The sequence below is a fragment of the Phocaeicola sp. RTP21198st1_B8_RTP21198_201120 genome, assembly GCF_040929485.1.
Classification (GTDB): Bacteria; Bacteroidota; Bacteroidia; order Bacteroidales; family Bacteroidaceae; genus Phocaeicola; species Phocaeicola dorei.
The window spans coordinates 128,980-143,439 of the sequence record NZ_JBCOCI010000002.1 but is presented as its reverse complement, the minus strand read 5'-3'; the positions used below and the strand labels follow the sequence as shown (position 1 = coordinate 143,439).

At 41.7% G+C, this 14,460-nt stretch carries 7 protein-coding genes and 1 pseudogene; 1 reads left to right on the top strand and 7 read right to left on the bottom strand.

Annotated elements, in window-relative coordinates; translation table 11 throughout:
- Positions 1-12 precede the first annotated feature (12 nt).
- From AB5935_RS02010 to mutS, 6 genes and pseudogenes are all read right to left on the bottom strand, one after another.
- The gene (locus tag AB5935_RS02010) at positions 13-711 is read right to left on the bottom strand and encodes a porin family protein (protein WP_038608399.1); all 699 of its coding nucleotides are present in this window, start codon (positions 709-711) and stop codon (positions 13-15) included.
- A gap of 670 nt (positions 712-1,381) precedes the next feature.
- Positions 1,382-3,035 (bottom strand): annotated as a pseudogene (locus tag AB5935_RS02005) (hypothetical protein).
- Between the two features lie 108 nt (positions 3,036-3,143).
- Positions 3,144-4,811, bottom strand: coding sequence for a tetratricopeptide repeat protein (locus AB5935_RS02000; protein WP_038608396.1), 1,668 nt, complete (start codon positions 4,809-4,811; stop codon positions 3,144-3,146).
- A gap of 42 nt (positions 4,812-4,853) precedes the next feature.
- Complete coding sequence (locus AB5935_RS01995) at positions 4,854-5,441, bottom strand: outer membrane beta-barrel protein (RefSeq protein ID WP_007834292.1); 588 nt, start codon at positions 5,439-5,441, stop codon at positions 4,854-4,856.
- 206 nt (positions 5,442-5,647) lie between these two features.
- Positions 5,648-7,627 (bottom strand): family 20 glycosylhydrolase, encoded by a 1,980-nt coding sequence (locus AB5935_RS01990; protein ID WP_007847805.1) that lies wholly within the window; start codon positions 7,625-7,627, stop codon positions 5,648-5,650.
- Positions 7,628-7,676: 49 nt separating this feature from the next.
- The gene (gene mutS / locus AB5935_RS01985; protein WP_007841697.1) at positions 7,677-10,289 is read right to left on the bottom strand and encodes a DNA mismatch repair protein MutS; all 2,613 of its coding nucleotides are present in this window, start codon (positions 10,287-10,289) and stop codon (positions 7,677-7,679) included.
- Positions 10,290-10,407: 118 nt separating this feature from the next.
- Between mutS and AB5935_RS01980 the strand changes: the two genes are divergently transcribed.
- The gene (locus AB5935_RS01980; protein ID WP_007847810.1) at positions 10,408-10,914 is read left to right on the top strand and encodes a flavin reductase family protein; all 507 of its coding nucleotides are present in this window, start codon (positions 10,408-10,410) and stop codon (positions 10,912-10,914) included.
- Positions 10,915-11,108: 194 nt separating this feature from the next.
- On the opposite strand, the gene AB5935_RS01975 is transcribed toward AB5935_RS01980, so the two are convergent.
- The gene (locus tag AB5935_RS01975) at positions 11,109-14,441 is read right to left on the bottom strand and encodes a hypothetical protein (RefSeq protein WP_007841695.1); all 3,333 of its coding nucleotides are present in this window, start codon (positions 14,439-14,441) and stop codon (positions 11,109-11,111) included.
- Positions 14,442-14,460: the final 19 nt, after the last annotated feature.

Here is a 14,460-nt window from a genome sequence, read left to right as displayed (position 1 = left end):
AATTAAATCAGTTTAGAAACGATAGCCCACAGAGAACTGGAAAGTTGAATTCCGCAAACCATTTTGTGCCTGTATCTTTTTTATTCCGACCCTATAATCAAAACTTATCGTATAATGATCGGCAATAACAGCCTTCATTCCAACAATGCCCCCATAATCCCAACGGCGGAAAGCCTGAAGATTAGCACTATTATTGGGCTCCCCGGCTTTATAGGAAAAACCATCCAAGGGCTTCCATTTTGCAGGCTCGGTAGTTATATTATCCCCCTCTTGGTGAATAACATCCAAAGAACAGTTTCCAGCACCAAATCCGTAAGAAGCATAAACTCCAACCGACGGAATGAGGCTGAGTTTATCCGAAACCCGAATATTATATCCCATTTTTAACGGCAAAATCAGATTATTTATCTTTATCTCTGTCTTAGGAAAATAAGTAACCATGTGATCCATCATTTTCATGGTACTTCTATTCTGCAACCAAGACAAACCGGACATTAACATCCAATGCTTTCCTATCTCGTAGTCCACAGTCACCCCCAATTGAAAGCCGGGCTTCATTCCACCTACCTGTTCGGCTTTATATCCGTCAGAACCGGAAACCAGATAATGAGACAGGTTCATTCCACCTTCCACACCAACTTTTACCTGTGCAGACAAAGGCAATACACACATGGTAGCCAACACCACCACTACAATCATTTTAGTCTTCATACTTATTTTTTTATTTGATGTTGCAAAATTAGAAAGAAGATATAAGCATAAAGCTCTATCCATATAACATCACTCACCTATACAACACTAAAAATCAACCATATAACATATTTTATCATAACATGAGCAATAAAATAAGATTCAGATATGAACTTCACATTATCAATAACCTTAGATTATCAACTAAAATATTATCATACAGCCTTAATTGGAATTACTTAAAAACTTAAATTTATCTGAGTCGAGTAAGCACTTCCTTTATCACACTTAGGAAGTACAGCTGTTTTTTCAAATGCGTTATTCATAACTACACCTTTTCATTACCATCCTTATCTAGCATAGTAATATCAGCATCATTTAATGAGAACTGAGATGTGAGATACAAACAGTCATTTATATCTTCGGCTTGTATTGAAAAAAATAAAAGGAATTCTAGTAGCCACCTTCTCATAAACTTTGCAAACTGCATGAGGCTTCTTTTGGTGATGCTCCGAAGCAAAAACTCCCAAACTCAAGGAAACTAAAAATAACATCAATAATAACTTTGCTTTCATACTTCTTTTTGTTTAAAAATGATGCCGCAAAGTTAGAGGGAAAGGAAAGAACGTACAACTATTTGCTGTGACATAATATTTCTATAAAACACTGATAAACAATATATTTCAGTTTATCACTCTGACATTTTCTTTTTTAGACGCGATTTCCTTTGATTGAGGGCTACCGTATCCGTATGTCCGAAACATAAAGAAATGGCCAACGGAGAAATACCCGCTTCTTGCAGGCAAAGGACCAACAAGTCATCCTCCGTCAGTTGGGAGTATTGTGCTTGCAAAGGAGAAATATAATCAGCATAGATTTCAAAGGTCGTTTTCTTCAGTTTGTCCAATTCAGCAGCTGCCATCACCTTACGGATTTTCTTATTCACCTGCTGCTGGTCAGACAATGACATCACCTTTTTGTATATAGAAGTCTGCTGGAATAACCATGTACGAAGTGCCAACTTTTCTTTCTTCAATTGAGTTATCAATTGCTCTTTTTGGGCAATTTCATCAAGATTTTGGTTTTCCCTATCCTGTAACAGTGCAAGAGCGGATTCATTTTCTTCTATGCGCTGCTGCATCACATTCTGTTTCTCATCAGCATATTGTAATGCTTGCCGATAGAGTGCCTGCTGGTTATTTTTCTTATTTATCCAACGTTGGTAAATCAAAGCAACGACAAAGCAAATAATAATGGCTGAAAAAACAATACGCCCTATAACCTTTCTGGATTTTATTTGCTCATCCTTTACTTCCAATGCTGTCTGATTTTTATAGACTATATGCTGCACTTCAGACAATCGCTCACTAGCATCCAATGAATCCTGAACCATGACAAAAGTATCTAGATAGTGATAGGCGGACTTGAAATTTCCTAGCTTAGCTTCCATTACGGCAAGTGACCAGTAAGACATAGAAAGGGATGGAGAAAAGAGCAGGCTTTTCTCTAAATAATACCTAGCAGAATCATATTGTCCTAAACCAATGTACAAATCACCTATATTATAGAAATAACCGCTAAATATTTTATTTTCATCAGATATATTTTGCAAAACTTTATAGGCATAAACCACGGCAGAATCGATGTTTTCAAATCGTCCATAATACAGACTTAAATTGTGCCAAGAAGTGAGTATCATGCTTGTATCTTTAGAACGCATAGCATATTCCACAGACTTTCTCTGATAAGTTATAGCAGAATCCTGCATATCCCTCATACCATAAATATATCCAATGTTATGATAGGCAATAGCAGTATCTTTAGCACTAAAAGAATAAAGAAGAGCTTGATTTTGTATTTCCAACGCCTTGTCGTACAATTCACAATCACCATACCCCTAACATACTATAAATCAATCTTCTACATTTTAAATCTTGCGGATAATTCTGCAACACTTCCAACGCTTTCAAATTATGCTCTATCGCCGACATTTCATCATTCATCTGCGCCAGCAGCCTTCCCTTATACATCAATGCCACAGCCTTCTCCCTATCATCATCTCCATAATAATCCAAGGCGAAATTCAATAAGGAATCGCAAGGTAATAAGGGTAGTTTGTTCTTGTCCGTAGCCTCAGCCAGCAACAAAGCATAGTATGCCTTGTCTACTTCCGGCAAATCCTCTAAAACAGATATATTTTTTAAAATAGTCAATGCACTGTCCGGCTTCATTTCCAACAATGAATCTACTTGCTGTAACATCGGATTGGAAGAATGGTGGTTACAGGCAAACAAACAGACAGCCAGCAAACTGACGAAATTTAAATATATAATAAATGAACGCATAGTAATTTTGTCTTTTAGCTTTCTATGCACAAAGATAGCAAAATGCCTTTATAACCTGATATACAAACATCTATTAAAAAAACATTATGCAAATTCTGTAACACACAGTTATTCCATCTTACTTTTCATACGATATTTGCGTTGCGCTACAATCTGTGTATCATTATTACCAAAGCATAAAGCGATGGCAAAAGGAGATAAATCCGCCAATTGCAGACATAGCAAAAGGACATCATCTTCGTTCAACTTGGGATACCGGGTATGCAGTTGCTCTATGTAATCAGCATAAATCTGTCCTATAATCACTCTGAGTTGGCGTTGCTCAGCATTGGTGAGCACTGCAATACGCTCTTTGTGATGCTTTTGCTGGTTGGCCAGTTTGTCTATTTTCGTATAGAGGGCACTTTGCCGGAACAACCAGTTGCGCAATTTCTCTTTCTCCATCTTCATGGCCTCTATAGCCCGTTCCTTCTCTTCTATTTCCTCGGCACGGCTTTCTTGTTTCTGTTTCAATTCGGCTATCACCTCTTCATGTTGAGCAATATTCTGCTGCATATCCATCAGGTTCTGTTTCAGCTTCTGCAACAGATATTTATAGTTGGATTGCTGTATCTTCTTGTTCTTCAGTATCTGTTGATAAATAATCACAATGACCAGCAGCAACACCACAGCTATCATCGCAATGGTGTATATCCTCCGTTTAGCCTTGAACTGTTCTTTCCTTACTTGCGCGTCGGCATTCCAGCGATAGGTCTTCTTCTCCAGTTCCGTGGCCACATTGGTGGAATAGATGGAATCTTCCAACTCGGTGCTGATTTCCAGATATTCCAAAGCTTTCTCCACATTTCCCTGCTGCTTAGCTATGGCATACAAGTCAAAGAAAGAGAGATACCGGATATGAATATCGACAGCTTCCTTGCTCCGGTTCAAATAATAAAGAGCCGAATCAAGCTGCCCGTTATTATAATAAAATTCCCCTAGATTCCAAAGACACTGCAAGCTGTCTTCTCTAAGACGACAAGCATCGTATGCCCTTTTCAGACAAGTAATAGCTATACTGGTCCGTCCTGTACGTCCGCATAAATCCCCTATATTTCCATAAAGAGAATGCAAAAGGAAACTATCAGTAGAAAGAGAAAGCTGCAAAGCGCGTTGCTGGCAGATAAAAGCGGAGTCTATATTTCCATAGCCGATATAAGCTACCCCCAGATTGCTGAGTGAACTGATGAAATGACGGTTATGCCGTGCCAGCGAATCATTATAACAAGCCTTGACATACATATCTTTGGCCTGTGCGTACAAGTTCTGTTTGCCATACAGCCCACCCAACATATTATATACAAACCCCTTCCAATAGAATTCACATGGATAGGCGGAAAGGATTTCAAGCGCCATACGGTAACTTTTCAGGGCATCGGCATAGTTTTCCATTTCCTGTTGCACTTTACCCTTATACAGAAGAGCTATAGCATGTTCTTTGGCTTCTTCATGGTATACATGGAGGGCTAAATTCAATAATGAGTCACAAGGAAGCAGTGAATAACCATTTTTATCCGCAGCCTCAGCCAGCAGCAAAGCGTAATCGGCCTTGTCTTCCGGGGTCATACCGATCAGGGAAGAGATGGATTTCAATAATGAAAACGCACTGTCGGCATGTTCTTCCATCAAGTATCCTGCTTGCCGCAAAGTAGGATGTTCCGTGCGCTGCAAAGTACAGGAAAGACAAAACCAACATAGAAGGCAAACAATACCCGGCTGTTTTATATAAACATACATGCAACTCTATTTTTATTCTCCGGCGACAAAGATACAGAAAACTCAGAACTTATATCCTACACCGGCCGATAAACTGACATTCCGCCCGAAAGGCCTCTTACGAAGAGAACATTTACCATCGATAGTGTAAATGAAATGCTCGGATTCCAATGAAACCCCGGTCCTTCCACCGTAAGTAAAATGATCTGGAAAATCCTGATGCCACCAGCCCAAACTAGAGTGCATTCCGTTGCCATAGGCGTAGTCAATGGATTTATCCCTGCCAAACATAGCATAGGACAGATACGGTCCCGCATTGATGCGCAAATTCCATTTGTTATTTAAAGCAACATTATAAGAAGCAAGGATAGGAAGCTCCAAATTGAATTTACTAAAAAAGGAATCGGTACCAAGCCTTGTCTTGGATCTGAATTCTTCATAAGTAAATAATAATTGTGGCTGTACATACCATGAGTTTTTAACATGAACGTCATACATTCCTCCGGCATAACCGCCTAGGCTGAAGCGTGCATCCCTGGACAAAGATTTAGAAAAAAGTCCGCCTCCTACAATACCCCAGCTATTCTGTGCGGAAGCGGGAAGAATAAAGCAGGCTAAAAGCATGCAAAGTAGAATTTGTTTTATTTTCATCGGGTTTGTTGCTTAAGTTTAATAATGCAAAGTAAGGTATAAAGCCCTTTTCATGAAAATAAAACAGATAACATTTATCGCATATAAAACATTGATAATAAACAATATAACACTATTAAAGATAACATTCGGAGAAATTTCACTCCTATTGGGCATAGGGACAGGTCTAAAACCTGCCCCTACACAGCAAGAGAAAGAAATATCTTTTATTGCATGCAATTTATATTCCGCAACTTCCCTCTGAACCCATTCTGCACATCCCCTATCTGCCGCATGGGAAACACCAAAGTTTCCTGCATATACATCTTGTCCTTGCGTTTATGAGTATAGTTGTAAAACTGTTTGACACGTCCTTCCAAACGTTCCGCTTTCTCACCGTTTATGTAAAGAGTAGTACCTTTGTGGTCTCCCTCTATGCGTACCTTCGTCCATGCTCCGGCAGGCAGTGTAGCAGCGTGGAATACAAACGTATAGCCGTCACGGCTGAAAGCCAGCTTTCCCTTATTTTCCCAATTGGCATATACGGTGGAATGAGGGCCTTTAAACAAAATACCGTTGATATTTTGTTCTTTGTCCGGATTTATTTCAAATTCTACCGCGTATGGATAGCCTATTTCCGGCAACATAGTGGCAATGCTGTCCGTACCGTTCAAAGACAGTTCTTCATTCTGCCCCGGAAAGACTACCTCACCCTGCACACGCCCCAGCAGGTTGATACCGGGAGCTTCAGGCATCTGTTTGCACAATTTCTCAAATTCTTCGTAAGAAACCATTTCATTCTTACCTCTCCACATTTTCTCGGCCAGTACCTGGGCGGCTGGGAATGTACGGAAATGCACATCCTGTTGTGACACACCGTTGCCACAATGGTCATTCCATACGGCAAACATACCTCCCAACAGTCCCGGAGTTCCTTCAGGCAACTCTTCCTTAGGATTCACTTTACCCACACGCCATTGCTCATACAGCCATTTCGTGTCCAGGAAATCACGATAATATCCGGCAGCCGGAACAATATAAAGATAAGCATCACACGTATTGATAATCTTATATCCGTCTTTCAAAGAAGCATTAGGATCAATCCAGTCGTATGACCAGGCATTGATAGTCACATTATCTGCTTTCACCGGAGTGTTTCCTTTCAACCAGCGCAGTGCTCCCCACATACGGACATTCTTCCCGTATTTCTCTATATACTTCAGATACCGGTCTGTAAAATAGCGGAATTTTTCAGCTTCCTTGGCATTGTACTCGTCTGTACCGATATGTACATCGGGACCTATGAAAACCGGTTTCTCGCCAGAAAGATACTCATCCAGCAAAGAATCTACAAAACGATAGGTTTCCTCCTTGTATAAATCCAAATGATCCATTCCATATTTATCACTGCCTATCTCGGGTTTATAATGTGTAAAGGCCAATGAATGAGCCGGAATATCAATCTCCGGAATCACATTCACACCATATTCCATGCCCAGACGTTGCAGGTCGGTGAATTCTTTCTTGGTATAAGAACCATCCTTGGCGGTCAGCCCCGGAAAACGTTCACTCTCCAGGCGGAAAGCAGCGTAGGTCTTGTTCCAGTCGTTATCAAAGAACTGTACAAAACCATTGTCATTGAGATGGATCTGAAATTCATTCAGTTTATAGAACGATAGTATTTTGACATATTGCCGCAGGAAATCCATTGTGAAGAACTTGCGGCCCACATCCAGCATGAAGCCACGACTGGGATATTGCGGCCAGTCACGGGCAACTCCTTTGGGCAACTGTCCTTTTTCATTATAAAGAATCTGCAACAAACTCCGGGTTCCCCAAAAGGCTCCCTGACGAGCCGGCGCTTCGATACCGGCATAGCGTCCAGCAGTCAGCACATACCCTTCCTCTCCCAATTGTTTGTCGGGTTTCATCAATGAAAGATAAATATCATTCTTTCCCGGTTTCCCGGTCCTAATGGTGTAGTTCCAATCCAACAGGTCTTTCAAGTCCTGTGCCAGCACAGTCGCCACACTTTTCAGTGCCGCCTCATCGGCAGGAGCTACAACAATACTGCCTTCAGCAGGCAATACGAGTTTTCCACTTCCCCCCTTCCACTCTTGCAGGGCGGGAATTACTTTCGGACATGTTTCCTTGGCCGAAACACATAGACACAAGGCCAACATCCATAAGGTTAGTAGGTGTTTCATGATAATGATTAATGGTTAGTAATTAATGGTTAATGAAAAATGAAGGCATTTATTTGCCTTTTACTATCTTCTTGATATCATTCAGCTTATTCAATGCTTCAAGAGGGGTCAGATTATTGACATCCAAATTCAGAATCTCATCCCGTATCTGACCCAATACCGGATCATCCAACTGGAAGAAGCTGAGCTGCATTCCGCTCCGGCCGGACGCTATCTCAGCCGTAGGCTTGGCAATGCCCTGCTGGCGGTTGTCCGTTTCCAGTTGATGCAGAATATCATTGGCACGCTTCACAATACTTTTCGGCATACCTGCCATCTTTGCCACATGAATACCGAAAGAATGTTCGCTGCCGCCACGTTCCAGTTTGCGCAGAAAAATCACTTTATTATCTATCTCCTTCACAGATACATTATAATTCTTGATGCGCTTGAAAGATTTCTCCATCTCGTTCAACTCATGATAATGAGTGGCAAACAGTGTACGTGCCTTGGCTTTAGGATGCTCGTGAATATGCTCCACAATAGCCCAAGCAATGGAAATACCATCATAAGTGGAGGTTCCGCGCCCCAACTCATCAAACAGCACCAAACTGCGGCTAGAAAGGTTGTTCAAAATATTTGCCGCCTCATTCATTTCAACCATAAAGGTAGATTCGCCCACAGAAATATTATCGCTGGCTCCCACACGGGTGAATATTTTATCCACCATACCGATCCGCGCACTTTCGGCAGGAACAAAACTACCCATCTGCGCCAACAAGGTAATCAGCGCAGTCTGGCGTAGCAAAGCCGACTTACCCGCCATATTGGGACCGGTAATGATAATGATTTGCTGGGTTTCCGAGTCCAGAAAGACATCATTGGCAATATACTTCTCCCCTACCGGAAGCTGCTTCTCGATGACAGGATGACGGCCTTGCCTGATGTCAATCACCTCACTGTCCTCCACAACAGGACGGATATAATTGTTCTCTCTCGCCACATTCGCAAAAGCCAGCAGGCAGTCCAAACGGGCAATCTGATTGGCATTAATCTGAATGGCGGGAATAAACTCTGCCAAAGCGATCACCAATTCGTTATAGAGCTTTGTTTCAAGTACTAAAATCTTATCTTCGGCACCCAAGATCTTTTCTTCGTATTCTTTCAGTTCCTGAGTAATATAGCGTTCCGCATTCACCAGTGTCTGTTTACGGATCCAGTCGGCAGGTACCTTGTCCTTATGCGTGTTACGCACCTCAATATAGTAACCAAACACATTGTTATAAGCAATTTTCAAGCTGGGAATGCCGGTCAGCTCACTTTCACGTTGCTGTACTTTAAGCAGATAATCCTTGCCGGAAAAAGCTATCTGCCGTAGTTCATCCAGTTCTGCATTCACCCCGTCTGCTATCACACCACCTTTATTCACCAGCAAAGGAGGATCATTCTTAACCTCTTTCGCTATCTTTTCACGGATAGACAGACATAAATTCAGTTGTTCCCCAATACGGCGGAGACTCCCGTTATCCGCATTCAAACAGGCATTCTTAATCGGCTCGATGGCTTGCAAAGCTACTTTAAGTTGCACCACCTCGCGTGGAGAGATTCGTCCTACGGCAGCTTTCGAAACAATACGTTCCAAATCTCCTATCAGATGTAGTTTCTCTTCTATGAACTCTTTGAAATCCGGCTCGCGGAAGAAGTATTCCACTACATCCAGACGCTCATTGACAGGCTTCTCATCTTTCAACGGAAAGACTACCCAGCGTTTTAGCAGACGGGCTCCCATAGGACTGATAGTGCGGTCGATCACATCCAGCAGACTGGTTCCGCCCTCATTCATGCTACCTATGAGTTCCAAGCTCCGTACCGTGAACTTATCCAGACGCACATAACGGTCTTCCTCTATACGAGAAAGAGAAGTAATATGACCGATCTGATAATGCTGCGTCATATTGAGGTATTGCAAAATAGCGCCCGAAGCTACAATACCATTCTTAAGATGCTCCACCCCGAAACCTTTTAAGTTCTTGGTCTCAAAGTGCTTCAACAGCTTCTCGCGCGAAGAACTTTCATTAAACACCCAGTCATCCAACTCAAAAGTAAAAAACTTGCTTCCGAAATTTCCTTCAAACATCCCCCGTTTACCACGTTCGAAAAGCACCTCTTTGGGGGCGAAATTATTTAATAACTTGTCTATATAGTCAAAAGGCCCCTCTGCGGTAAGGAATTCACCGGTAGAGATATCAAGGAAGGCCACACCACAACTAGCTTTCCCAAAATGAACGGCAGCCAGAAAATTATTTTCTTTGTAAGAAAGAACATTGTCATTGATGGCTACACCCGGGGTCACCAATTCGGTGATACCGCGCTTCACCAATTTCTTAGTCATCTTGGGATCTTCCAATTGGTCACAAATGGCCACCCGCTTGCCGGCACGTACCAGCTTGGGCAAATACGTGTCCAATGCATGGAAAGGAAAGCCGGCCATTTCTACGCTCTTTGCCTGTCCATTGGCCCGCTTGGTCAGCGTAATACCCAAAATCTCTGAGGCAACAATAGCGTCTTCTGAATAAGTTTCATAAAAATCCCCGCACCTGAATAGCATAATCGCATCGGGATGCTTTGCCTTCAACTCAAAAAACTGCTTCATCATCGGGGTTAAAACTACATCATTTACCACTGTATCGTCCTTTCTTTTTTTAAATTAATATTTCTCGCAAAGATAATAATTAGCAAATTTAATCTGAAACAGTAAAAGAAAAAATTATATCTTTGTACTAGCTAAAAATACGGAAACAATGAAAGAAATAAAAGTAAACGAACTGACTGACAATCTGTTCGAAACAATCAGCAAGGAATGGATGTTGGTAACTGCCGGTACCAAAGACAAATTCAACACTATGACGGCAAACTGGGGAGGTACAGGATTTCTATGGAACCGTCCGGTAGCCTTTATCTTTATCCGCCCCGAGCGTTATACATTCGACTTTATAGAGCAGAATGACTATCTCACTCTCTCTTTTCTAGGTGAAGAGCATAAAGAAGTGCATAAAATATGCGGTTCCAAATCGGGACGTGACATGGATAAAGTAAAAGCGACAGGACTATCTCCCTTGTTCACCGAGAACGGGAGCATTATTTTTGAGCAGGCGCGGCTGACTTTTGAATGCAAGAAATTGTATGCCGACCTGATCAAGCCCAGAAACTTTATCGACAAGAGCATTACAGACCGATGGTACGGGGAATCGCACGGTGGTTTTCACAAGATGTATGTGGTGGAAATTGTAAATGTGCTGCATCGTTAATCCCGGTAGTTTTCAAGAACACCCTACACATAGGGTGGTAGCAGTGGCAGCAGAAAATGAAACTTTAAGAGAAGAGCGTCACCAGAAATATTTGCAAACATTCACGCACGTACATGAACAACATACAGGACAATCGAATCCAAGTTCCAGCAACTTTGGATCGATTGTTCTGTTTATATTTGCCTAAAAAGAAACTAATTTGGATCTTCTACGCAACGGATGAAGCAGGCGTCACTGTTATTTCCATTAAACACATTAGCCTCATATATTCTGTTAAAGTCAAATGTAAAATAATTAATATCCCAACCTACAGTCGTTCCCCATGTTCCTGTTCCAGTAACATCCTCTGTCCAATAAATAGCACCGGGCCGCATATAGAGGTCATAAAATAACGGAGCGGTAGATGCATCAGTATAGAATCCATTAGGATTCGTTGGGAATATCTGAGTTTGCCCGCAAGAATAACGCAGAACTCCATTTCCTTCTTTAGCTTTTCTATGACCATATCCGGAAGCCCCCACCGGAAGAAAGATATGATTACCCGTATTTCTATTATAAACAAAGCATCCACGTATTCCACGGTCTTTTATAGCACTTCCACCGAAGTAATATGCTTGATCTTCTTGATATCCGTATGCATCCACAATGTTTGTTTTGGGTTCCGTAGATTCATCCCCATAAAGCACACCATAACCTTGCGCAATCATTTCGTTTTCAAACAATGCCTCATAATCCTCTATTTGAGCAATACGAGTACTCGTCAAGTCAAGCCCCCAAGAAGCCTCTTTATTATTTGCAGGCTGATTTGTTATCTCCATCCACTTCTTGATTTCACCACCTACCAATTCATACCTATTCTGATTTGATACAGGATCAGGGAAATCCTTGGAGGTTACATCTATCATTGGAATCTTACTGGAATACTGATTCTTTGCAGCAATAGGCTGATCAAGATTTTTATATTTAAACAAAGAGCCTTCATCCAACGGATTAGAAGCTTCCCTATTCTTGCTGACCAGATTCGACACATGCCATGCCGGCTTGTCGGATAACAACTTCTGCGGCCGGTTTCCTTGGTGCACGAAAATAAGATGTTCGCAGGTGTAATTATGATATTCCACACGCACTATCGCATTCCTATTGGGGGCATCCGCTGCTATTGTTCCATTAAAATTAATATCAAATTTAATATCCGAACCAGTAACACCATGTATAACCCCCTTTTCATCCTGACTTGTATTTTCTGTATCTGAAACAGAAAGACTGATAAATCCACGATTAGGATCTGTATAAGGGGGATCTCCTCTATCAGCCTCTGTTTGTGCATTTACAACATACGCTTTCCAAGGTCCTTCGGATGAAAAAGGAATAAACTCTGTTGCATTTTCCCTTGGCAATCGCAATAAAGTTACATGAAAAGGCTCATTTTTGTTATTGCTTCTATAAATGCCTTTGGGATTCACAAGTCTTCGTACTTGATATATATCGACAGTTTCTTCAAGTGTATGTTCTATGTCTGACACTTTTACCGTAGCGGTAATTTTAACTTTTGCATGCCGCTGATAAGCCACATACGGATTATTTCCTGTATAACCCGTTTTAATATGCATCTGTTTGGCGCGAGTATATAAAGGAATAGAAGCAAGTAAATGATCGTCATTTTCAGTTATACTGTAATTACCGTCTGCTTCCTCATGTGTTCCATTTCCCACTACATATTTACGAACTCCTTTATTTGTTGTCTCATAATAGTCCTTATTGCTACTGATATTTACCATTGCTCCTTCTGGTAGACCGGAGGGTACCTGATCCTTAGCATTCCCTTCTTGATTACAAGCTAGAACTCTGGCAGCAGTTTTACGAAGTGAAAGAAATCCATTCCATGGTTGATTTAGCGATGAGTTACTTGGATTTTCAGCATAATCATATTGTCTGGCATAATCCAACCCACCTTTCGCCAAAGGAAGTGTTCCATACGGTGCCCAATTATTCGTGAGAATCTCAGCTTTTAAAGACGTAAGTGTACCTCCTCCCGTATTAATCTTTACCGGAAGATTCATCGTACGGTTATAAAGATAAGAGATATAATAAGGATTCGGAACCTCGATACCCGGCTCCGGTTCTTCATACTCTATATGCCAGTCTGCATCATTGGCATATCCCTTGAACTTCAAAGTCAGTTTGTAGTGATGGTTACGCTCCGCATTATAATCGGTTATCACATCTTTTCCTAACATAAAGCGGTACTTGATAGGACCTCTACCCACTTTCTTATCATTGATAGAAACATAAAAAGCATCCACTTCTATATAGGTTCCGTATGGCTTGGCATCTTTCCATGCTTCATTGTTCTCTTGACCTCCGTTAGGATAGGTCGGTTCGGTCTTATTAAGGGTATTTGCAACCACCTGACGTTTATCACTAGGAGTACCTTCTTTACCCTTACCCTGCATATTCTCATAAAAATAAAGAGCGTTGGTAATTTCGGTATGCACATCCGCCAACTTTTTGGGATGATATGCGTTTTCACCCTGTTCTTTACTGCCGAATAGAGGTTTCCCCTTCGTAATACGGGCTTCGTATGTTTCCTTAAAATCACTTATAGTCGGCTCGGTGTCACCTTCATAATATTTTATGGTTTCACCATTTTTTATCAAATCAAGCTTTACTCCTTCGTCCCTATCCTTCGGTTGATAGTTTTCCGGAACTGCAGGATTATCCTGTCCCAGACAACAATTCTGCGGGATGTCCTTTATGGTCACCGATTTCAAATAAATGAAAACACCCTCTTCCAGTTTACTGCCATCGTATGCAATCGTTACCTTGGAAGCTGCACGGCGTATCCAGGAATGCAACTTCATGCCCTTTTTATTGATAGTGATCAATTCACTGTTATTCTCTTGCCCCACTATGGTGAAATGACCGAACATCTGACTGTTCTTAGCCACATCAGCAACATCCCAAGTAAGAGAAATGCTTTTTAATCCTTCTTTCGTTGCAATAGCTGTCTTATACTTTGCAACCTCCTCTGCAGCACCATTTTCCTTCCCATGCGCCTGAACCGCCTTCTTAAAGTCCTCTCCCATATTGGCTACCGCATAGATGTAATAACGTCCGTAAGGAATGGTCAATTTGAGATTCGCTTGTGGGGTTTTCGTTTCGGCTATAGTGCCACCATCAGGTGCATCCCCATCCTTGCGTGTTACCTCATTCACATAAAACTGTCCATCAGTCGGGTTTGCATTGCTTATCGATTCCAACGAATGTCCCTCTACAAAATTTCCTTCCGTGTCATACAACAACACACACAAATCCTGAATGGACTTGATAGCATCACCCGCCGTACGCGATTTGCCCGCAAGCCCCTCCACCAGTGGCCGGAAGTCCACCTGTGCTATTATTGTGGTTTCTCCTTCGGGAATAGGTTCCCCGTCCGTGTACAGCAGATCGTCCTTGCACGAGGTAACGGCAAGCATCAACAGACCGCATACCAACCAAACACAACGCATCGCTTTATTTTTCATCATTCTCTTCTCCTTATTTTCA